Here is a 21,761-nt window from a genome sequence, read left to right as displayed (position 1 = left end):
GCCTAAGGTGTACGCCATGGCCGCTCCCGAGCTGATCCGCATCGTCTCCCGCTCCTCCCCCATGGCCCTCGCGCAGGTCGAGCGGGTTCGCACCGAACTCGCCGCCCGCCACCCGGGCATCCGCACCGAGGTCCTTCCCGTGACCACCTCCGGTGACCGGTGGATGGGCGACCTGGCCGAGCTCGGCGGGAAGGGGGCGTTCACCAAGGAGGTCGACGCGGCGCTGCTCGCAGGCGAAGCGGACCTCGCGGTGCACTGCGTCAAGGACGTGCCGGCGGACCGGCCGCTGCCCGCGGGCACGACGTTCGCGGCGTTCCTCCGGCGCGACGACATCAGGGACGCGCTCATCCACCCCAAGGGCCTGACCCTCGACGAGCTGCCCCCGGGCACCCGCATCGGCACCTCGTCGGTGCGCCGCATCGCGCAGCTCTCCGCGTCCCACCCGCATCTGAACTGCGTGCCGATGCGCGGCAACGCGGGCCGCCGGCTCGCGAAGCTCGCCGCCGGGGACGCCGACGCGCTGCTGCTCGCGGTGTCGGGTCTGGAGCGCATCGGCGCGACGGAACACATCTCCGAGGTCCTGTCCGTCGAGACGATGTGCCCGCCCATCGGCGCCGGGATCCTCGCCCTGCAGTGCCGCGAGGACGACACGACGACGATCGACGCGGTGAGCGGCCTCGGCGACCGTGACGCCTGGCGGGAGGCCACCGCCGAGCGCATGTTCCTGCACGTGCTCCAGGGTCACTGCAACTCGCCGATCGCCGGGTACGCCCGCAGCGAGCCGAGCGGCGACCTGTCGCTGCGCGCCCGGGTCTTCACGCCCGACGGCAAGACGGTCCTGAACGCCCATGAGTGGGCCGGACCGCTGGACCCGGCGACCCTCGGCACGTCGGTGGCCGTCACGCTCCTCCGCCAGGGGGCGCGTGAGCTGATCGACTCGATCGCCCACTGACGGCGCGTTCGCGCTGCCGCAGCAGCGGCAGGACACGGGTGAAGAAGATCCGCATTTCGTCCCGTGTCGGCCAGCCGGAGAAGATGAACTCGCTGATCCCGGCCTCCTTGTACGCGTGGAGATACTCCGCGACTTCCTCGTAGCTGCCCACCACGCAGAGGGCGGGGCCGCCGCGATACGCCACGGCGCCGGTGAACAGCATGGGAGAGAGCCAGTCGGATTCCGCGGACTCGGCAAGCCGGAAGGACGTGTTCACCGCCTCGAAGTCGGAGGCGGCCACGGCGGCCGCGATCCGCTTCCGGTGTTCCTCGTCGGGATCGCGCATCATGTCGGCGAGATCCGCCAGCGCTTGTGCACGGCTCTCCCTCGCCAGCACGTGCATGCGCGTGCCCACCCGGCCGCCCCGGGCCAGGACGGGTTTCGCCGCCGCGGCGAGGCCCTCGGGGGTGTCGCCGTACCGCAGCCAGCAGTCGCCGTGGTCCACGGCGGTCTGCCGCGCCACGTCGGACGCCCCGCTGATGTAGATCTCGGGGCGGCCGCCGCCCTTGTACCCGAGGCCGATCCGCGCGTCCTCGATGCGGTAGTGGCCGCCCTCGTAGGACAGCGGGGTCTCACCGCGCCAGAACCGGTGGAGGACGTCCAGGAACTCGTTGGAGCGCGCGTAGCGCTCGTCGTGGGCGAGGAAGTCGCCGTAGTACGCCTGCTCGGCCGGAGAGGTGCCGGCGACCAGGTTGAGGGATATCCGTCCGTCCGACATCCACGAGACCGTGTTGACCACCTGGGCGAAGAGCGTCGGCGGGAGCAGTCCGGGGCGGTAGGCGAGGAGGAACTTGACGCGCCGGGTCTCGCGGACGAGGGCGCCGAGCATGGGGAGCGGATCCGGCATGTGGAAGCCGATCCCCATGAGGAGCGAGTCGACGCCGAGGCGGTCCGCCTCCCGTGCGAAGTCGACGATCCCGTCGAAGTCGAGCTCGCCGATCCGGTACTTCCCCGACGCCTTCCGCTGCCCGCTGAGCGGCGCGTTCCAGTGCACTCTCAGCTCGTTCGCGACCGCGGTCACTTCGCCTCTTCCAGCGTCGCGTACCCGGTGCTCGCCGCGGTCGTGGTGGTGTGGGCGCCCTCCTGGAGCTGGAAGAGCGAGCCGAAGGGGCGCTCCGCGAGCGGGAGGCGCCACACACCGGCCTCCACCCGTGCCGTGTCCGACACGCTGCCGCGCAGCAGTTTCACTCCGGGCTCGTTGTGGCCCGCGTGCGGACCGAAGTGGATCGGGTAGGCGTCGGCAGCCCGGTAGGCCGGCAGGTAGGCGCGGCGGTAGCGGTCGGAGCGGTTCGGCGACGAGTAGTGCAGGAGCAGGCAGTGGATGAAGATCACGCTCCCGGCGGGCGCCTCGATGGGCACGGCGAGCACCGGGTCGGGGGCGTCGGCGCCCGCCACCTTGCCGCGGAAGTAGCCGTCCAGGTAGTGGTCGGCGAGACCGCGCCGATGGGAGCCGGGGACGGCCTGGAGGGCGGAGTTCTCGGTGGTGGTGTCGTCCAGGTACACGAGCGCCGTCACCAGGTCGGTGTTGGTGTGGGGGTAGTAGGCGAAGTCCTGGTGCCACTCCACGACGCTGCCCACGTGCGGGGCCTTCAGGTGGAGCTTGCTGTAGTGGAACAGGATGTCGGGGCCGATGAGTGCCTCGATGCGGTCGAGCAGCTTCGGGTGCGCGGCGGCCCGCTCGAACGCGCAGTGCTGTCGGGTGGGCGACCAGATCCGGCGGGCCATGCCCTTGTCGCCCGGCTCCACCTCGGCGACGGAGCCGATGTCGGGGACGTCAAGGATCTCCGTGATGGCGGTGTTGAGTTCGGCCACTTCGCTCGGATCGAAGAGACGCTCGACGACGGCGAAACCGTTCTCGCGGTACTCCTTGACCAGCGCGGCCGTGTCGGGTGCGGACATGCGCGGGGTTCCTCTCTGCTGGTCTGCTGGGCGGCGGGGCCGCGGTGGATGTCCGGGAGCGTCCCGCGGAGGCGCGGCGTCCCCGGGACGTGCGGGTCACACGGCGGCGGTCTTCCTGTGCTTGGCCACGGTGTCGGCGTAGATCTCCCGGAAGAACATCGCGAGGATCTCCTGGACGTCGTCGACGTACTTGAACACCTGCTGGTAGTCCTCCTCGCTGAAGATCAGCTGGTGGAGGATGTCCCACATCTCCTGGGAGTGGTCCTCACTGGTGTCGACGTGGAGGTGGGCGGCCTGCCCCTTGACCTTCTCCTTGCCGAGCCGCTTCTGGAGGTTCTTGACGATGGCCGGCTGGAGCTTGATCTGGGTGTACTCCACCAGGTAGTTGGAGACGACCGGGGCGAGGGCCGACTCGTGTTCCAGGGCGTAGTAGAAGAAGCCCTCGAAGAGGCGGGTGGAGAGGTAGGGCTCGGTGGCGAGGATCTCCTCCTCGGTGACGCCGGCGGCCGCGGCGTCACTGATGTACAGCTTGTCGTGGAGCATCTCGTCGGCCTGGTACTGCGCGTAGTCGCGGGCGGCCCTGGGGGCGACCTGGGCGATCTTGTAGATGGCCTTGGACTGGCTGACCCGGGAGAGGCGGATCCGCCACACGTGCTCGATGAGGGTGCGGCGGTAGTACGCCTGGTGGAGTTCGGGCTCGGTCAGGTGGGACGCGAAGGGCACGGTGGCCTTCCACTGCGCCATCTTCTTGTCCAGGTAGCGGTCCAGCTCGGCCTTCTTCAGACGGCTCTGCTCCTCGGTGTAGAACGGCTTCGGGTGGGTGATCCCGGTGTGCTGCACGCGGTTCATCGGGTTCTCCTTCGCTGGGACGCATGCACGACGTCGCATGCGCATGGTCGATTTCGGGACTTCGGGGTCAGCGGTAGCGGACGTGGAAGTGCTCCGTCGCGTGCCGGTCGAGGACGTCGATCTCGGCTTCGAGGCGGTCGACCGCCACGTCCCACAGGGCGTCCATCAGGCAGATCCCCCGGTCGGACGCCTCGAGTTCGGTTCCCTCCGTCACATGGACGCGCAGGATCCGGGGCGGCCGGTCGGGCGGCTCGAAGCGGATCGCGTCGACGGTCCGCCCCTTTCGTCCGTACTTGCTGAGGAACACGGTCGCCCGGGTGGGCGCGCCGGTGCGCAGGGCCTCCACCTGGGAGGCGCGGACGAGCCGGGCGTGGAAGGCGTCCCGCTCGGCGTCGGGCAGCAGCAGGGACTCGGTCCACAGGTCGAGCAGGCAGTGCCCGGTGACGGTCCGGACGCTGGCGTTGATGAGGCTGCCGCCCATCCGGGGGTTGATCTCGATGATCTCCCAGCGCTTCCTCGCCTCCCAGTACTTGACCTCGACGTGGAAGGCGCCGTCGGTGAGCCCGTGCCCCGCGAGCGCGGCGAGGCAGCGGGTGACGTGGTCGGCCCCCTCCAGGACGAGTCGCCGGTCGACGCTCACGGGCGGGCTGACCGACATCCCCTCGAGGACGGTCCGCTCCAGGCGTTCCACACGGGCCTTCTCGTGGACGCACAGATGGTGGACCCGGCCGTCGAGGACGAATGTCTCGAAGCTGAACTCGGGTCCCTCCACGTACTCCTCGACCAGGAAGTCGTAGCGGTCCATGAAGATCGCCTTCATGCGCCGGTCCGAGCGCATCTGCTCCTGGATGGCGGGCAGGTCGGCCAGGTCGCCGACGTCGTCCAGGACGAAGGTCGCGAAGGACGAGGCACCGCGCACCGGCTTGACGAACCAGCGGGCGCGGGCGTCGAGTTCGGGGGGCACGCCCGGGGTGATGCGGTATCCCCGGACCTCGCTCAGTTTCTCGGCGAAGAGGTGGCGGCGCAGTTCGTACTTGTCGAGGCAGAGGCGCAGAGCGGGTTCGGCGCAGTCGCGCGCGCCGAGCAGTTCGTTGAGCTCGGCCATCAGGAGCCGGTAGCCCTCGAAGGTGGCGAGGGCGGCCTCGACCCGATAGCCCCGGTCGGCGAGTTCGCGGACGGCCTTCTCGACGTCGCCGGAGTGCAGTTCGGGTTCCTCGGTGACCACGACGTCCGCCAGGTGCCGACGGCTCATGGCCAGGACTTCCGGCGCGTCCGGCCGGGAGCTGACGGCAACCAGGGCGATGCCGAGCCGGGCGGTGGCGGCGGCGACCTCCTCGGTATACGACTTGCCCTGGTGCATGAGGAGCAGGATCGCTGTCTTCATCTGTGCGTCTCCTCGGGTTCCCGGTGCCGCGCTCAACGCCGGCCGGCCAACTGCCGGGCCTCGGTCTCGCGCCGGTGGGCGCGCAGGATGTCCACGAGCTGGGCGGCGCCGCCCGCACGGACCGGGTCGACGACGGGCAGTCCGGTGTCGGCCTCCAGCTTCTCGGCCTGACGGCGGTAGTCCTGCTCGCTGTAGCCGACGCTGTTCACGCTGACGGCGGCGACCTTGGCGGGTCGCTCGAAGACGGTGAGCTCCTCGTTCATGCGGATGAGCTCGGGGACGGGGATGATGGGCGTCTCCCAGACCTTGGTCCGCTCGGCGCCGAGGCGGTGGCAGAAGACCAGGGCGTGCGGCAGAGCGCCGTGGAGGATGGCGAGGGCGACGCCGCTGAACCCGATGTGGTTGAGGGAGCCCTGGCCCTCGACGACGACCCATGCGTTGCCTGCGGCGGCCTCCATGACGACGTGCTCGACCGCGCCGGCCATGAAGTCGCCGGGTACGCCGTCGACGGCGACGCCGTGCCCGGAGATCAGCATGCCGCTCTGACCGGTGGCGGCGAAGCCGGTGGGGATGCCGCTGCGGTTGGCCTCGTTCCAGATCTGCAGGGCGGCGGTCTTCTTGCCGATGTTGGAGTCGCTGCCGCACGTGTGGACGACCCAGGCGTCCAGGTCGAGGACGCGAGCCCGGTTGAGCGGCACGGCCGGGGCGTCCTTGGTCTCCCAGACGGTGATGCCCTTCGCGCGGACGGCACGGGCGATGTCCGGGTCGTCGGTGAGGCGGTAGTGGATCGAGTTGATCAGGTGCAGGCCGTTCCTGACGGCGGCGAGGAGGTGCGGCTTCCAGCCGGAGGGCAGTTCGGCGGAGTGCAGCCCCTTGCCGATGACCATGACCTCGGGGCGCAGGGGCAGCGCGTGCTCGACGCGGCCGACGATCGGAATCGCGCCGCCGTAACCGAGGACGTCCTGGACGGTCCGGCCGGCCTTGCGGCTGTCGATGACGGCGACGGGTCGATTGCCGGTGGCACGGGATGGGCCGGGCGCACTAGGCGACGGGCTCGGTCGTCAGGCGGTACCGCGCACGCGCCTGGCGCACGGCCCGCTCGATCTGCTCCTGAGTGCCGCCCCGGAACAGGAAGCGGCCGCCTTGGAGGGTGGCGTACGAGCCGGGCCTGGGGGCCAGGACCTCGCCCGCCCTCGGCACCAGCTCCCGGTAGACATACGGCACGACACCCAGGAGCGAGGTGGCGGCGGTGACCTTCCGGGGCAGCGGCCGGGGACCTGGGACGATCAGCCAGCCCCCGCTCAGCTCCGGTTCGGGGACCGGCGCCTCCACCGGGCGGCCGAGCAGCACGTCGACCCACAGCCGGAAGAGGTTCACGCCGTGGACGTCGTGGATGACGTACGGCACGTCGGCGCCGGGCACCCGGGCCCCGACCTCCAGGAACACCAACTCATCACCGGTGTCGAAGAGTTCGAGGTGGAAGGCGGAGCTGTGCAGGCCGAGCGCGGTCAGGCACCTCAGGGCGAAGTCCTCGCAGCGGCCGCGCACCGCGGGGTCCGTCTGGAAGACGGACCCGAGGGGTTCGCCCAGGAGCTCGAAGTCCAGGCAGGTGGAGACGTAGCGCGAGGTGCAGAGGAACAGGGGTTTGCCCGCGGCGTCCAGGACGCCGTCGACGTGCAGGATGTCGCCCCGTACGAACTCCTCGATCTCGAGCTCGCGCGGGCTCTGTCCGGCGCACGAGGCCCGCAGTTCCCGCGCCGAGGCGATCTCGCGCACGCCCTGGCTCGACGCCCCGCGCACCGGCTTGACGATCACGGGATAGCCGAACTCCTCGGCGGCCGCGAGGGTCTGCTCCTCGGTGCGGCAGGCCGCCCAGCGCGGCACGCGGACGCCGGCCCGCGACACCGTCTCCTTCATGACGGTCTTGTCGCGGAACCGGGAGGTCTCCTCGGGGCTGAAGCCCTGGATGCCGTACCGCTCGCGCAGGGTCGCCGCGAGGTCGAGGAGCATCTCGGAGAAGCCGATGACGTGGTCGAACGGCCCTTCGTCGCGGACGACGGCGTCGACGACCCCGAGCACGGCGTCGAGGTCGCCGAAGTCCGTGACGAGGTGGACCCGTTCGGCGTCCGCGGGCACTCCACTGCGGCCGCCCTCGTCGCACACGTACGTGACGCGGTCGGCCTCCGGGGGGAGGACGACCTCGGGAGCGGCGAGGCGGTTCTCCCAGCGCCGTTCGTCCTCGTACAAAGGCCAGCGGTTCAAGAACAGGATTGCGCCGGACATGGATGTGTCCTCACGGTGTACAGGATGCGTGAATGTGCCCGGCCGGGACGGCCGGTTGACAGGTGCGGCGACGGCGGGCCTTTCGGGACCGGAGAAAGCACCCGGACCCGGACCTGAATCCCGGGAACGGCCCCCGGCGCGTCGTTCGCGCGGCCTCAGCCTGGCATGGGTCCGGCCTGGCCAGAATAGGACCTAAGTCCCAGCGCCACTCCGCCAGGAGGTACGCGAACACGCGGCACCTGCTGCCTGTTGCCGCCGCGAGGGACCGAACTGCCGTGCACGGCAATCGCCATGGGCAGATGGACCTATTGCCCGTGCTTCGTACGGGACACAAAATTCTTGTCGCGCCCCCGCCGCCGGAGTTGGGCTGTCGTGCGGGCCAGGAAGCCATTCACGAACTGCCGCCCCGACAGCGAAGCGCCGAGCGGTGGGACGACATTGACTCGCGCTGCGGAAATCGCTTTCGTGCGCAGCGGGGAAACGGCCCTGCAGTTGGGCTCCGAAACCGGATCGAATTGCGCGGGACAGGTGGTGGTGCTGCCGTGGCACAACAGGAGACAGAGACAATTCGACGGGCGGGCTCGGAGGACTTCCGGGCCGCGATGGCCCGGTTCGCGACCGGGGTCGTGGTGGTCACGACCGTGGGCGAAGGCGGGGTGCCGCGCGGCTTCACCGCGAGTTCGTTCTGTTCGGTGTCGCTGCGTCCGCCGCTGGTCCTGGTCTGTCTGGCGAATTCGGCGCACTCCTTCTCGGCGTTCGCCTCCTGCGGGCACTTCGCGGTGAGCGTGCTCGGCCCCGAACACCGGCCGCTGGCCGAGCGGTTCGCGACCAAAGGCGGCGACAAGTTCGCGGCCGACGGCCTGTCCCGCACGCCCGGCGGACTGCCGACCGTGGCGGGCGCGCTCGTCGAGCTGGACTGCGATGCGCACGCCCGGCATCCGGCCGGGGACCACATGATCCTGGTCGGCCGGGTGTCGGGCGTGCGTCTCGGCGAGGGCGCGGGGACCCCCATGGTCTATTACGACAGGTCCTTCCGGTTCCTGGCCTGAGCGGGACACACCATTCAGATCACCACGGGTACCGGACGGCGAATGATGGGAAACGGGAGATACAAGGATGCTGCTGCAGGTTGATCCGGTCGATTCCTTTTCCGGAACGCTCCGCGTCCCTTCTTCGAAACCGGAGACACAACGAGCGATTCTGACCGGCACACTGGCCGAGGGCACGTCACGGGTTTTCAACGACCTCCGTTGCGACGAGACGGAGACCATGAAGGAGGCCTGCCGCGCCTTCGGCGCGAAGATAACCGAGCACGACGGATTCCTGGAGATCCAGGGCATCGGCCAGTCGGTGCCGCACGTCCGGCGCGTCATCCAGTCCCGCGGCTCGGGGCTGGTGTTCCGCATCGTGACGGCGCTGGCCTCGGTGCAGCCGTCGCCGGTCGTGGTGACGGGCGACGCGACCCTGCGCAACCGCGTGATGGAGCCCCTGCTGCGGGCGCTGCGCGAACTCGGCGCGGACATCGAGTCGATCGTGAGCGAGGACAAGGCCCCGGTCGTCAACTGGGGACGCGGCCTGAAGGGCGGCACGTGCCGGCTGCCGGGTGACATCAGCTCGCAGTTCGTGACCGCCCTCCTGTTCGCGGCGCCGCTGGCCGAGGGGCCGGTGGAGATCGAGGTGACGGGTGAGGTCTACTCCCCGTCCTACATCCGGCAGACGCTGGCGAGCATGACCGACGCCGGCATCAAGGTCTTCGCGTCGGAGGACCTGCGCCACTACCAGGTGGAGCCCTCCGCCTACCAGGCCCAGGACGTCACCACGCACGAGGACTACACCTCGGCCTCGTACCTGCTGGCCGCCGCCGCGCTCTTCCCGGGCCGTACCGTCCTGACCGGCATGTACGGCGACAGCATGCAGGGCGAGTTCGCGATCGTCCCGATCCTGGAGCGGCTCGGGGTGGGGCTCGCCCTCGACCGGGCCACCTCCTCGCTGACCGTCGACAACCCGCCGGGCAGCCTGTGCGGCGACTTCGAGGTGGACGCGCGGGACTGCCCGAACATCGTGCCCACGCTCGCCGCACTCGGGGCGTACGTGCGGGGCAGCCTGCGGGTGACCGGTGGCCGCCTCACCCGCTTCCACAAGGCGCCACGCATCGAGGCCATGGCCGCCGAACTGACGCGCGCGGGCGTGGACATCGAGGTCCTGTACGACGACGGGATCTGCGACGGCTTCGAGGTCCGTGGCGCGCTGACGTACCCCGGCGGGGTGACGCTGTCCAGCTGGGGCGACCACCGCATCTTCATGTCCCTGTTCGTGGCCGGCCTGCGGATGCGGTCCGCGAACCGGCTCTCCGGCTTCGAGGACGTCCGGCTATCCTTTCCTACCTTCCTGGAGGAGTTCGCGAAGGCAGGAGTACGAGCAACTGCCGTTGAGGCCACGGAGAAAGAAGGGGCGGACGAGAGATAGGGGGCAGAAGTCACAGAAAGGGAAGAGGGGGCGAGGAAGAGGAGGCAGGGGCACCGGCCGGGGCCGTCGGCGGAGGCGGCGGAGGCGGCGCGCGGGCTGGAGATCACGCCCGCGCGCCCAGTCGCGTGTGCGGCCGCAGGAGCCGTGTGCGGCTTTCGACAGACCCTTGAATTCCGTCGAAAGCCTTGGACGCATCCCAGAATTCTGTCGATGCATTTGGACGGACCCCAGAATTCCGTCGACGCTTATGGACGGACCCCGTAATTCCGTAAGCACTCTCGCACGACAGTCGCACACGACAAGCGCGAGAAATCCAAGATTCAACCGAAAAGCCCTAGCCAATTGCCCGCACAAGCGTGTAGCTTTTAGGCCGCGCTTGAGCACTTTCCGTCCACGCCTCAAGCGTAGAGAAGGACGCCATCGCCGGCCAGCTGCGCGCTGCTTCCCGTCGCGCCTCCACCCCCTTTGCGGCGTTCTCATTTTCACCCACGAACGATCTGGCGTGATCACACGGACGCCCTTTGACGTTCTTTCTTGTGCCCACGGGAGAAGAAAGGAAGAGGCAAGACGTGGAAGAGGCACGGCCCGCGAAGCTGACCTGCCGGGAGCTGGACGTACTCCGCCTGCTGGCCCTGGGGTTGAGCAACCGGCTCATCGCCCGAGAGCTCGACATCTCCGAGAAGACGGCGAAGAACCACCTCAGCAGCATCTACCTGAAGATCGGCGCCACCGACCGCACCCAGGCCGCCCTCTACGCCAGACAGGTCGGCCTGATCGGCCCGCGAGAAGTGGTCCCGTCCGCCGGTCCCGCCCTCACCGCACGCGAGCGGGGCGTACTCCACCTGCTGGCCCTGGGGTTGAGCAACCGGCTCATCGCCCGGGAACTCGGCATCTCCGAGAAGACCGTGAAGAACCACCTCAGCAGCATCTACCTGAAGATCGGCGCCACCCACCGCACCCAGGCCGCCCTCTACGCCCAGTACTCCGAGGGCGTGTCCCCCACCTGATCCTCCGAGGGCGTTCCCCCACCTGAGCCGCAGGCCCGCTCAGGCCGCCGCCCTCGCGTCACACGCCGTCAACCAGTCCGGAAGGACAGCCAGTTGGACACCAGTAGGCAGCAGCACCGGCGGAGCGGGCCAGCGGACGCGAAGGGCGCCGGATGCGGGTTACCGGCCTGGCTCGTGGCCCGCGGCCTCATACCCGAGACGGGCCCCAAACGCGTCTTCGCCGCCGCGACGTTCGTCAACCAGATCGGCAAGGGCCTCTTCATCGCCGGGGCCGCGCTGTTCTTCACCCGATCCGTGGGCATCCCGGTCTCCCGGGTCGGATTCGCCCTGGGCGCCGCCGCCCTGATCGGACTCGCCGCCGGCATCCCCGTGGGCCGCCTCGCCGACCGGCGCGGCCCGCGCGAGGTCTTCCGGCTCGCGGTCATCGTGCAGGCCTTCGCCGTGGCGGGCCTCGTGTTCGTGCACTCCTTCGTCTCGCTGATCGCGCTGCTGTGCCTGGTCGAACTCGCCACCTCGGCCGGTACGGCCGCCCGCGGCCCGCTCACCCGCACCCTGGGCGCCCCGAACCCCACCCGCTACCGCTCCTACCTGCGCGCCCTCAACAACATCGCCGTCGGCTGCGGAGCCCTCGCGGCCGGCGTCGCCGTCCAGTGGGACACCAGGACCGCGTACGTCGGCCTCGTCCTCGGCACCGCCGCCACGTTCCTCGTCTCCGCGGTCGTCTCCTCGCGCGTTCCGTCCGTGCCGCCGATGGCCGCCCCGGCGCAGGGCAGCCGCTGGCCCGCCCTCAAGGACAAGCCGTACGTGGCGCTCACCGCCCTGGACGCCGTCATGACCGTCCAGAACCAGATCCTGGTCTTCGCCCTGCCGCTGTGGATCATCGGGCACACCGACGCGCCGCGCTGGTTCGTCGGCGCGAGCGTGGCGGTCAACACCGCCCTCGTGGTCTGCCTCCAGGTGCGGGTCAGCCGCGGCGTCGACAACAACAGGGCCGCCGGGCGGGTGGCGCGCCGCGCGGGGGTGGCGTTCCTCCTCGCCACGGCCCTCATCGCGGCCGCGGGCGGCGCGCCCGGATGGGTCGCCGTGGTCGTCATCGTGCTCGGCGTGGTCGTCCACACCGTGGGCGAACTGTGGCACGCCGCCGCCTCGTTCGAGCTGTCCTTCGGCCTCGCCCCGGAGCACGCACAGGGCCAGTACTCCGGTCTCTTCGCCATCGGCCAGGGCCTGTCCAACGCGATCGGACCGCCGCTCCTCGGCCTGCTCTGCCTCGGCTGGGGCGAGCCGGGCTGGCTCGTCGTCGGCGCCCTCCTGCTCGTCACCGGCCAGTTCGTACCGCTCGTCGTGAACTGGTCCGACCGCACCCGCGCGCACCGCCCCGGCTGAGCCCGAATCCGCCATCCTGGGGGAGAACCCCCAGCTCAGTCGGAGGAAAGCCGCGTTACGACGGCCCCTGCCCCCGACCTAGCGTGAGCCACATGACAACGCCGGGTTCGCAGCAGGAGTGGTGATGATCGAGGCCAAGGGCCTGACCAAGCGGTACGGGCCGAACACCGCCGTCGACGCGCTGAGTTTCGACGTGACACCCGGAGCCGTGACGGGCTTCCTCGGGCCGAACGGCTCGGGCAAGTCGACCACCATGCGCATGATCATGGGCCTCGACCGACCCGACGCGGGGCAGGCCCTGATCGGCGGACGCCCCTACGCCGCACTGCGGCGGCCGCTGCGCGAGGTGGGCGCGCTCCTCGAAGCACGCACGTTCCACCCGGGGCGCAGCGCGCGGGCGCATCTGTCCGCCCTGGCCGCCGCGGGTGACATCCCGTCCACACGCGTCGACGAGGTCCTCGCCACCGTCGGCCTCGGTGACGTCGCGGGGCGGCGGGCGGGAACGTACTCGCTCGGCATGGCCCAGCGGCTCGGGATCGCGGCCGCGCTCCTCGGCGACCCCGGGGTGCTGCTGTTCGACGAGCCGGTGAACGGGCTCGACCCGGAGGGCGTGCGCTGGATCCGGGACCTGATGCGGTCCCTGGCCGCGGAGGGCCGCACGGTGCTCCTGTCCAGCCACCTCATCAGCGAGATGGCGCTCACCGCGGACCACTTGGTGGTGATCGGGCAGGGGCGGCTGCTCGCGGACACATCCGTGCGGGAGCTGACCGGGCGAGGGCGGTCGCTGGAGGAGGCGTTCTTCGCCCTGACGGAAACCGCGTCCGCGCACCGGGGCACCGCCCACCACGAGGGCACGTCCGCCGCCGGTCCCGCGCCCGCGTCCGACACCGCCCCGAAGAGGAACCCCCGATGACCATTCACACGCCCCCTGGCCACACCCCCTTCGTACGGGCCGCCCGGATGGAGTGGATCAAGCTCCGCAGCCTGCGTTCCACGGCGTGGGCGCTGCTGCTCACCGTCGCGGGCATGGTCGCCGTCGGCGTCGTCACGATGGCCAACACCCAGGCTCCCTCGCCTGACAAGGTCGCCCTGTTCGACCCGACCAACAACGTGCTCGCGGGCGTCGCGCTCGGCCAGTTGGTCGTCGGCGTGCTCGGCGTCCTCGTCGTCACCGGGGAGTACTCCTGCGGCTCCATCCGCTCGACGCTCGCCGCGGTGCCCGACCGGCGCACGATGCTCGCCGCCAAGGCCGCCGTGTACGGCGTCGTCACGCTGGTCGTGGGTGAGGCGGTCGCCCTCGTGACGTTCTTCGCGGGGCGCGCGGCCCTGACCGACGGCGTGCCGCGCCCCGGCATCGGCGACCCGGGCGTCCTGCGGGCGGTGCTGCTCGCCGGCGCCTACCTGAGCCTCGTCGGGCTGCTCGGCATCGGCATCGGCGCCCTGACCCGGCACACGGCGAGCGCCATCGCCGTCCTCGTCGGCGTCACCTTCGTCCTGCCCGCGGTCATCGGCGGCCTCTCCGGCCCGACCGTCGCGAAGTTCTTCCCCACAATGATCGCCGGGAACTCCCTGGCCGTCGCCAAGCCCGTCGCCGACATGCTCACGCCGTGGACCGGCTTCGCCGTGCTGTGTCTGTACGTGGCGGCCACTCTCGGCGCGGGCGCCCGGCTGCTCGCCCGCCGCGACGCCTGACAGGGGAAACTGATCACCATGCACGACTCCCGTTCCACCGCGCACGACTCCCCCAGGTCCACCAGGCCCTCCATGCGCCCCTCCCACCGGCCCACCCCTCGCCCCGCACCCGGCGCACCCCTGGCGCGCGCCACCACGGTCCTGCGCGCCCCGCTCACCCGCCGCGCCTGGGCCGAAGCGGCATACTGCCTCCTCGCGTTCCCGCTCGGCCTGATGGGCGGTGTCGTGCTGCTCGTGTTCCTCGCCCTGGGCACGGGCCTGACGGTGTCTCTGGTGGGCGCGGTGATCGGCGTGCTGGTCCTGGTGGGGTGTCTGTGGCTGGCGCGGGGGCTCGGCGGGCTGCACCGGAGGCTCGCGTCGGGGCTGCTCGGCGAGCGGGTGCCGGGGCCCGTGCCGCCTCGCCCCGGCTCCGGGGTGTTCGGCCGCGTCGACGCGCGGCTGCGGGACGGCGCGGGCTGGCGGGCCGTGTGGTACGCCCTGGTGAAGCTGCCGGTGAGCGCGCTCGGCATGTACGCGGTGCTGTTCTGGGTCACCGGCCTCATCAACCTCACGGCGCCGCTGCGGTGGGGCGTGTTCGGGCAGCAGGCGGCGCCCGGGGGCGGCATGCCCGTGGTGACGCCGGTCCCGGTCGGCGGCTTCGACGTGCACACGTTCGCCGGTACGTTCGTGGCGGTCCCGCTCGGCCTTGCGCTGCTGCTGCTCGCGCCCTGGACGACGCGGCTGGTCGTGGAGGCCGACCGGCGGCTGCTGCGCTCCCTGCTCGGGCCCAGCCGCCTCGCGGCCCGCGTGCGGGACCTGGAGGAGACCCGGGCCCTCGCGGTGGACGACTCAGTCGCGCTGCTGCGCCGGGTCGAGCGCGATCTGCACGACGGCGCGCAGGTGCGGCTCGTGGCGGTGGCCATGAGCCTGGACATGATCAAGGAACGCCTCGGTGAGCCGGACGGCGGTGCCGCGCGCCCGCCCCTCGACCTCGACCGCGTACGCCAACTCGTCGACGGCGCGCATCGCAATGCCACCGAAGCCCTCACCGAACTGCGTGACCTCGCCCGGGGCATCCACCCGCCGGTCCTCGACGACGGCCTGCCCGACGCCCTCGCCACCCTCGCCGCCCGCAGCACCGTGCCCGTCGAGCTGACCACGGACATCCCCCGGCGCCCGACTCCCGCCATCGAGACCATCGCGTACTTCTGCGCGGCTGAACTCCTCACGAACGTCATCAAGCACAGCGGCGCGTCCCAGGTCGTGATCACGGCGACGCAGATCCCGGCCGGGGACGGTGCAGACGCCGTCGGCAGCGGCGGGGTGCTGCGGCTGTGCGTGTCCGACGACGGGCGCGGGGGTGCCGCCGTCGGCGCGGGCAGCGGTCTGACCGGGCTGACGCAGCGCGTGCGCACGGTCGACGGGAGCCTGCGAGTCGACAGCCCCGAGGGCGGGCCGACGACGGTCGTCGTCGAGCTGCCGCCGCACGCGTGAGATCATTCCGCCATGCGTGTCGTGATCGCCGAGGATGCCGCCGTGCTGCGGGAACTGCTGGCCCAGATGCTGGTGGAACGCGGTCATGAGGTGTGCGCGACGGTCGGCGACGCGGACGCCCTGCGGGCCGCCGTCGCCGAGCACCGCCCGGACGTCACGGTCGTCGACATCCGGATGCCGCCGTCGCACACCGACGAGGGCCTGCGCGCCGCCATCGACATCCGGCGCGACCACCCGGGCACCGGCGTGCTCCTGTTCTCGCAGTACGTCGAGACGAAGTACGCCACGCGGCTGCTCGCGGCCGGTTCGGCGGGCGTCGGCTATCTGCTCAAGGACCGCGTCGCCAACATCGCCGAGTTCACCGACGCCCTCGCCCGGGTCGCCGACGGCGGCACCGCCCTCGACCCGGAGGTCGTCACGCAGCTCGCGGGCGCGAGCAGCCGCGCCGCCGAGCTCGCGCCGCTCACCGCGCGCGAGCGGCAGGTCCTCTCGCTGATGGCGGAGGGCCGCTCGAACGCCGCCATCGCCCGGACCCTCGTGGTCTCGGCGGGCACGGTCGAGAAGCACGTGGCCGCTGTCTTCGACAAGTTGGGACTGCCCGCGTCGCACGACGCCAACCGGCGGGTCCTCGCTGTGCTGCGCTATCTGCGCGACTGACGGGTCCCGCTGACGGACCCGGTACGAGCGCTCCCCCTGCGAGCGGAACGCCCGTACCGGCCGCGGGCGGGGACACCACCCCCGTGGGCGTCCCGGCCGCGGGCGGACGCCCGGATCAGGCGGCGGGCGGGGCGTCGACGGCAGCGTTCTGCCCGACCACGATCCTCCAGCCGTCCGCCTGCCGAGCGATCACGTAGGTCGTCGCACCGCGGGGGCCGGCGACCGGGTTCCCGGAGCTGTCCGTGGGGGTCTGCCGCACGTTCACGCCGATCACCTCGGGCGTGATCGCGAGGAGCTTGACGACGTCGTAGCGGGCGTAGGAGTCGCGCAGGAAGCCCTTCATCGCGGGTCCGCTGAACTCGGCGATGGCCGCGCGGCCGTCGAGGCGTGTGCCCACGGCGTTGGTCCAGGATGCCTCCTGGGCGAACTGCTCGCTGAGGGCGATGGGGTCATGGGCGTTGAAGGCCTTCTCCAGATCCTTCACCACTGCCGTCACCGCCGCCTGGGTCGGTGCCGGAACGGCCCCCACCACAAGAATCTCGTCCGTCATGACCGCGCCCCTTTCCCCACCCGGTCCGACCGACCGGATGCTCGTCACCGGATCCCTCCGGGGCGACGTGTTCGCCGCCGAGAGCAACTCAACAACCTCAAGCAGACTTGAGGTCAACAAGGTCCGACGGGCACCTCCGGCGCCGGGCAACCGCTCCACGTGTCAGGCACTGCCATCGCGAGGACGCTGGCATATGCCAGAAGCACCACCGCATCGGGTGTTGCCAAATCCCTTACGAGCGTGGGCGCGCTGTGCCAGAGTCGTTAGCGGTCGAAGAGTTGTCACTGAAGTCAGTACGGAAGCCGGCACGCACGTCACTCCCGTCACGCGCGCACGTCACGTACCCGACGCACGAAGGCCAGTACGAACGCCACACCGCAACCGGTCGAGGAACCATGACCGGCGACCCCCACAGCAAGCCCGGTCGCACCGCATCGTCAACGGAGCACCCCATGCCGTCCCATGTGTTCGCGGACCGCCCCGACCGGCCGCAGGAGCACGGCGCGGTCGACGCGCTCATCTCGCAGACGCGCCGACTGCGGGGCGAGGTCGACGCCGTGCGCCGCGAAGCCGTGGCCGACCACAGCGACCCCACGGGCCGCTGGCAGCGCGCCCTGTGCGAACTGGCGGTCCATCAACTCAACGACCTGCACGGACACTTGGCCCAGCTGCGGGACGGCCCGCCGCGCACCCCCGCCCCGGACACCGGGCCCGCGCGGCCGGAGCCGCAGCACGGCTCCCTGCTCAGCCGGGTCGGCAGCGCCGAGTGGAACCTCCTCACCGACGAGGCCACCTGGTCCGGCGAGCTGTTCCAGATCCTCGGCCGGGAGCCGGCGGCGCCGCCCCTCTCCCTCGACGAGCTGCCCTCCCTGGTCCACCCCGACGACCAGCCGCTGCTGACGGCGATGGTCACGGACTGCCTGGTCGACGGCAAGCCGATCGACGGCGAGTTCCGCATCGTCCGCCCCGACGACACGGTCCGCCAGGTGCACATGATGGGCGAGCCCGTGCTCGCCCCCGACGGCTCCACCGCCTCCATGTGGGCGGTCCTGCGCGACGTCAGCGAACTGCGCCGCAGCCAGCGCGTGGTGCGCGAGACCCGGGACTCGCTGCAGCACCAGCGGCACATCGCACAGACCGAGCACCGCCTCGCGGTCGAACTGCAGGAAGCCGTGCTGCCGCCGTGGCGCGGCGCCCTGCGCTTCCCCCACGGTGGCTCCGCGAACCTGGACCTCGCCGCCCACTACCTCCCCTCCTCCTCGACCGCCCTCATCGGCGGCGACTGGTACGACGCGCTGGAGCTGGCCGACGGCCGCACCCTGCTGAGCGTCGGCGACCTCACGGGCCACGGCGTCACGGTCACCTCGGGCATGGCGATGCTCCTCGGCGCCCTGCGCGGCATGGCCGTCGCCGGAGCCGACCCGGGCCCACTCATGGGCTGGCTGAACCAGTTACTCGACGCGTCCGTGCAGCCCGCACTCGGCAGTGCCGTCTGCTGTCTGTACGACGCGCAGGAGCACACCCTCACCTGGGCGCAGGCGGGCCACCCCGCCCCGCTGCTGTTCCGCGACGGGACGGGGCGCGCGCTCACACCACCGGACGGCGTGCTCCTCGGTGCGACGTCGGGTGCCGCCTACGAACAGGCCGAGGAGCGACTGCGCCCCGGCGACCTGCTGTTGCTGCACACCGACGGCCTGGTGCCGCGGCGTTCCCGAGAGGCCGCGACGCACCGGCTGCTCGCCCTGGCACCGCGCTTCGCCGAGGCGAAGGTGGCGCAGGACTGTGTGCGCATCGCCGTCGAGGAGTTCGGCGTGGCCCCACGGGAGGACGACGCCTGCCTGCTGGTGGCCAGGGTCGAGGCCTAGAACCGCCCGCTCACGACCCGATTCCCTGACCTGCTCGCGCGTTGCCGGGTTCCTGGACCAGCTTGCTCATGACCGGATGCATGACCGGATGCCTGCTCATGACCGGATGCGCGACCGGGCCGGGTACGCGGCCGAAGACGAAGACCTAGCCACGACTTCGTCACCACCGTGACCACCGGCCTCGCACCAGCCGACTCCCCTGTGCCCGCCGAGTCCGGCGCGCGCTATGCCCGGACCCACTTGCCTCCCCCCGGCCGCCCGGCGGCCCTGGGCAGCGCCTGCTTGATCTCCGCACGCAGGTCCTCGATCTTCGGGTAGCCCGCGTACTGCCCCGTGAGCCGGTACATCTCGCGCAGCCGGTCCCAGGTGCGGTGCGAGGAGTTGGCGCCCATCGACACCAGCGCCAGGCGCGCGTACCGGTCGGCCTGCTCGGGGTCGTCGGCGATGAAGCAGGCCGACGCCAGCGAGATGTAGTCGAAGATCGTCGAGCGGTCGCGGCCCTTGGTGCGCAGCTCGATGGCCTGCTTGGCGTGGCGCTGGGCGAGCTGCGCCGCGGCCGGCTCGTGCTCGGCGAGGGTGCGGTACGCCAGGGCCTGCATGCCGTGCAGATCCGCCTCGTCGAACATCTGCATCCAACTGGGCGGTGGCACATCCCCCTTGTCGGAGACGAACAGGTCCTCCGCACGGCCGAGCGTGCGGCGCATCGCCTGGCCCTTGCCCATCGAGGCCTGCGCCCACGCCTCGATGGTGTGCAGCATGGCCTGGGTGCGCGGCAGGGTCTGCTCGCCCGAGCCGGACTTGGCGAGCTTCATCAGGTCGAGGGCCTCGTCGGGCTTGCCCAGGTGCACCATCTGGCGTGCGGCCCGGGACAGGGCCTCGCCCGCGCGTGGCCGGTCGCCGCCCTCTCTGGCCGCGTGCGCGGCGATCACGAAGTACTTCTGGGCGGTGGGTTCGAGGCCGACGTCGTGGGACATCCAGCCCGCGAGGACGGCGAGGTTGGCGGCGACGCCCCACAGGCGCCGCTGGAGGTGGTCGGGGTGGCGGTAGGCGAGCATGCCGCCCACCTCGTTCAGCTGCCCCACCACGGCCTTGCGTTGCAGGCCGCCGCCCCGGGAGGCGTCCCAGGCGCGGAACACCTCGACCGAGCGCTCCAGCGCCTCGATCTCCTGGGACCCGATGGGAGCGGCCTCGTAGCGGTCGAATCCGGCGGGGTCGGCGTGCAGGGGGTCGTCGGTGCGGGGGGCGTCGGTCTTCAGGGTCGGATCGGTGTGCAGCCAGTCGTGCATGGCGCTGCTGAGTGCGGAGCCGGCGGCGAGCGCGGCACCCGCGCCCACCAAGCCGCGTCGGTTGAGCATGAGGTCCATTCCCGTGAATTCGGTGAGGACCGCGGCGGTTCGCTCGGGCGCCCACGGCACGCCGTCCGGGTGCTCCACGCTCCCGTCGCCGTGCTGCTTTCCTGCGCGCCCGTGCCGGACCAGACCGAGGTCCTCGATGGTCACGACACGACCGAGACGCTCGGTGAACAGAACAGCAAGGACCCTGGGCACCGGATCGCGCGGGATCTCTCCCATGTCGATCCAGCGCCGCACGCGCGAGGTGTCGGTGGCCAGCTGCGGATGACCCATCGCGGCTGCCTGCCGGTTCACCATTCTGGCGAGTTCACCCTTGGACCAGCCCGCCAGGCCGAAGAGATCCGACAAGCGGGTGTTGGGTTGTCCGTTCACGTCAAGCCCCCAGGTTCTCGGCTGAATTGACAGTAACCGTCTGTCAGTTGCTGAGCGACTATTCGCCAGGGTTCGCCAGGGTGCGCCACATGGTGTGCCACGGGCTCACGGGTGTCAGGTAGGAATGCGCCACCCCGACCCGGCCGCCTCAAGGCATTCCCCAGGGTGCACCCACAGCGGCCGGGGCGGGAGGGCGCCGCAACTCGTCGGCACACGAAGGGATCTGTATCGCCCATGTACGCAGCATCGTCCTCCGTGTCCGCCCCGCCTCGGCCGCTGCGCCCGCACCCCTCTTCCCGTGTCCCGGCCCGAGCGGCGGAGGTCCCGCTGACCGGCGGCGGTCCTTATCTGGCACCGGCGCGCACGTCGACCGCGCCGCTCGGCACCGGCCGGCCCCGGCGTGTGCCCGCCCCCGGCGCCGGGCCTCTCAGCGGGAGACTCGACCTGTCCGGGCCCCAGGGAGCGCAATTGCGCACCGCGATCACCTCGGTGCACCGCATCTGTCCGGAGTTCCAGCCGGTGCAGGTGCTGCGCCGCAGCGGGCGCACCGTGCTCCTGGTCGGTACGGCGGGCCGCGCCACCGTCGTCGCCAAGTGCCTGCTCGACCACTCTCCCCTGTGGGCCGAGCGGATCCGGCACGAAATAGCTGCATACCGCTCGTTCGTCAGGCACCGTCCACCCGTGCGCGCCCCGCGTCTCATCGCGGCCGACCCGGACGACTGCACCCTGGTGATCGAGCGGGTACCGGGCCGGGTGGCGGCCCTGCAACGCCACCCCGCGGACGCCCCGCAGCGCGCGGACGTCCGGGCGGCGCTGGGCGCCGTGTGCCGCCTGAACCAGTGGCGGCCGCCGCAGGAGATGTTCGGCAGGCCGCTGGACTACGGCCGTCGCATCTCCCGCTGCCACGAGCTGGGGCTGCTCACCGACCGCGACATGGGCGACCTGCAGAAGCTGCTGCACGGGATAGCGCACGCCCACCCGTCGGGTCCGCAGTTGACCTGGCAGTTCTGTCACGGCGACGCGCTGCTCTCGAACGTGCTGCTGTCCCCGGCGGGCCCGGTCCTGGTGGACTGGGAGCAAGCGGGCTGGTACCTGCCGGGCTATGACCTGGCGACGCTGTGGTCGGTGCTCGGCGACTCCCCCATGGCGCGCCGGGAGATCAGCCAGCTCGCCCAGGCGCCGGGTCCGGCGGCCCGCGACGCCTTCCTGGTCAATCTGATGCTGGTCCTCACCAGGGAGATCAGGATGTGCGAGACGGCCGTGCAGCGCACGCTGCACGAACCGGCTCCGACGGCGTCGGGGCAGGCCCACCCCGGTGCCGCCCCCTCCGGCGAGGAGCAGCGGCTGCTGCTGCGGCGGCTGCACGACGACTGCCAGATGGCCCGCCGGGCCGTACGCGCGGCGGTCGGTACTCGCTGACGGGGAGGAAGGCCCGCGGCGCGCCCTTCGAGCGGCGGCGCGTCGCGGGCCTTCGGCGCGGTTCACGCCGACGGGGCCTTGGCCTCACCCTCGACGGGTGAGGCCAAGGCCCCGTCGGC

Annotated in this window: 19 protein-coding genes; 11 read left to right on the top strand and 8 right to left on the bottom strand. The window is 71.4% G+C overall.

Going from position 1 to position 21,761, the window contains the following annotated elements; all coding sequences use genetic code 11:
- Positions 1-16 precede the first annotated feature (16 nt).
- Positions 17-952 carry a hydroxymethylbilane synthase gene (hemC, locus tag QUY26_RS37300; protein ID WP_289954651.1) on the top strand — a complete coding sequence of 312 codons (936 nt, stop codon included), beginning with the start codon at positions 17-19 and terminating at the stop codon, positions 950-952.
- Here hemC and QUY26_RS37295 read toward each other — a convergent pair.
- The 6 genes from QUY26_RS37295 to QUY26_RS37270 all read right to left on the bottom strand — a co-directional run bounded on the left by QUY26_RS37295 (position 900) and on the right by QUY26_RS37270 (position 7,406).
- On the bottom strand, positions 900-2,012 hold the full coding sequence (locus QUY26_RS37295) for an LLM class flavin-dependent oxidoreductase (protein WP_289954650.1): 1,113 nt from the start codon (positions 2,010-2,012) through the stop codon (positions 900-902). The genes hemC and QUY26_RS37295 overlap by 53 nt on opposite strands.
- A complete protein-coding gene (locus QUY26_RS37290) occupies positions 2,009-2,890 on the bottom strand; it encodes a phytanoyl-CoA dioxygenase family protein (RefSeq protein ID WP_289954648.1) in 882 nt (293 codons plus the stop codon). The genes QUY26_RS37295 and QUY26_RS37290 overlap by 4 nt, the downstream gene beginning before the upstream one ends.
- A gap of 96 nt (positions 2,891-2,986) precedes the next feature.
- Entirely contained in the window at positions 2,987-3,739 is a 753-nt protein-coding gene (locus tag QUY26_RS37285) for an iron-containing redox enzyme family protein (protein WP_289954646.1), read from the bottom strand.
- Between the two features lie 67 nt (positions 3,740-3,806).
- Complete coding sequence (locus QUY26_RS37280) at positions 3,807-5,123, bottom strand: ATP-grasp domain-containing protein (RefSeq protein ID WP_289954643.1); 1,317 nt, start codon at positions 5,121-5,123, stop codon at positions 3,807-3,809.
- Between the two features lie 32 nt (positions 5,124-5,155).
- Positions 5,156-6,118 carry a DUF1611 domain-containing protein gene (locus QUY26_RS37275; RefSeq protein ID WP_289956359.1) on the bottom strand — a complete coding sequence of 321 codons (963 nt, stop codon included), beginning with the start codon at positions 6,116-6,118 and terminating at the stop codon, positions 5,156-5,158.
- Positions 6,119-6,164: 46 nt separating this feature from the next.
- Positions 6,165-7,406 carry an ATP-grasp domain-containing protein gene (locus tag QUY26_RS37270; RefSeq protein ID WP_289954641.1) on the bottom strand — a complete coding sequence of 414 codons (1,242 nt, stop codon included), beginning with the start codon at positions 7,404-7,406 and terminating at the stop codon, positions 6,165-6,167.
- 602 nt (positions 7,407-8,008) lie between these two features.
- Between QUY26_RS37270 and QUY26_RS37265 the strand changes: the two genes are divergently transcribed.
- The 8 genes from QUY26_RS37265 to QUY26_RS37230 all read left to right on the top strand — a co-directional run bounded on the left by QUY26_RS37265 (position 8,009) and on the right by QUY26_RS37230 (position 16,084).
- Positions 8,009-8,455 (top strand): flavin reductase family protein, encoded by a 447-nt coding sequence (locus QUY26_RS37265; RefSeq protein WP_289956358.1) that lies wholly within the window; start codon positions 8,009-8,011, stop codon positions 8,453-8,455.
- 67 nt (positions 8,456-8,522) lie between these two features.
- A complete protein-coding gene (aroA, locus tag QUY26_RS37260) occupies positions 8,523-9,872 on the top strand; it encodes a 3-phosphoshikimate 1-carboxyvinyltransferase (protein ID WP_289954639.1) in 1,350 nt (449 codons plus the stop codon).
- Positions 9,873-10,441: 569 nt separating this feature from the next.
- Positions 10,442-10,879, top strand: a complete 438-nt coding sequence (locus tag QUY26_RS37255) for a helix-turn-helix domain-containing protein (RefSeq protein WP_289954634.1) — start codon at positions 10,442-10,444, stop codon at positions 10,877-10,879.
- Between the two features lie 93 nt (positions 10,880-10,972).
- Positions 10,973-12,262, top strand: a complete 1,290-nt coding sequence (locus tag QUY26_RS37250) for an MFS transporter (protein ID WP_289954633.1) — start codon at positions 10,973-10,975, stop codon at positions 12,260-12,262.
- A gap of 124 nt (positions 12,263-12,386) precedes the next feature.
- Complete coding sequence (locus tag QUY26_RS37245; RefSeq protein WP_289954631.1) at positions 12,387-13,175, top strand: ABC transporter ATP-binding protein; 789 nt, start codon at positions 12,387-12,389, stop codon at positions 13,173-13,175.
- Positions 13,172-13,954 carry an ABC transporter permease gene (locus QUY26_RS37240; RefSeq protein WP_289954629.1) on the top strand — a complete coding sequence of 261 codons (783 nt, stop codon included), beginning with the start codon at positions 13,172-13,174 and terminating at the stop codon, positions 13,952-13,954. The genes QUY26_RS37245 and QUY26_RS37240 overlap by 4 nt, the downstream gene beginning before the upstream one ends.
- Positions 13,955-13,972: 18 nt before the next feature.
- Positions 13,973-15,427: a sensor histidine kinase gene (locus tag QUY26_RS37235; RefSeq protein WP_289954628.1), complete on the top strand. Its 1,455-nt coding sequence runs from the start codon at positions 13,973-13,975 to the stop codon at positions 15,425-15,427.
- A gap of 12 nt (positions 15,428-15,439) precedes the next feature.
- Positions 15,440-16,084 (top strand): response regulator transcription factor, encoded by a 645-nt coding sequence (locus QUY26_RS37230; RefSeq protein WP_289954625.1) that lies wholly within the window; start codon positions 15,440-15,442, stop codon positions 16,082-16,084.
- A 115-nt stretch (positions 16,085-16,199) separates the two neighbouring features.
- On the opposite strand, the gene QUY26_RS37225 is transcribed toward QUY26_RS37230, so the two are convergent.
- Positions 16,200-16,634 carry an SgcJ/EcaC family oxidoreductase gene (locus QUY26_RS37225; protein ID WP_289954624.1) on the bottom strand — a complete coding sequence of 145 codons (435 nt, stop codon included), beginning with the start codon at positions 16,632-16,634 and terminating at the stop codon, positions 16,200-16,202.
- A 452-nt stretch (positions 16,635-17,086) separates the two neighbouring features.
- Between QUY26_RS37225 and QUY26_RS37220 the strand changes: the two genes are divergently transcribed.
- Entirely contained in the window at positions 17,087-18,499 is a 1,413-nt protein-coding gene (locus QUY26_RS37220) for a PP2C family protein-serine/threonine phosphatase (RefSeq protein ID WP_289954622.1), read from the top strand.
- Between the two features lie 224 nt (positions 18,500-18,723).
- On the opposite strand, the gene QUY26_RS37215 is transcribed toward QUY26_RS37220, so the two are convergent.
- Positions 18,724-20,223, bottom strand: coding sequence for a DNA-binding protein NsdB (locus tag QUY26_RS37215; protein ID WP_289954620.1), 1,500 nt, complete (start codon positions 20,221-20,223; stop codon positions 18,724-18,726).
- Positions 20,224-20,457: 234 nt separating this feature from the next.
- Here QUY26_RS37215 and QUY26_RS37210 point away from each other — a divergent pair, with 234 nt between their 5' ends.
- The gene (locus tag QUY26_RS37210) at positions 20,458-21,642 is read left to right on the top strand and encodes an aminoglycoside phosphotransferase family protein (protein ID WP_289954617.1); all 1,185 of its coding nucleotides are present in this window, start codon (positions 20,458-20,460) and stop codon (positions 21,640-21,642) included.
- Positions 21,643-21,761 lie beyond the last annotated feature (119 nt).

The organism is Streptomyces flavofungini, assembly GCF_030388665.1.
In the GTDB taxonomy this organism is placed as follows: domain Bacteria; phylum Actinomycetota; class Actinomycetes; order Streptomycetales; family Streptomycetaceae; genus Streptomyces; species Streptomyces flavofungini_A.
This window is presented reverse-complemented; position numbering and strand designations above follow the sequence as displayed.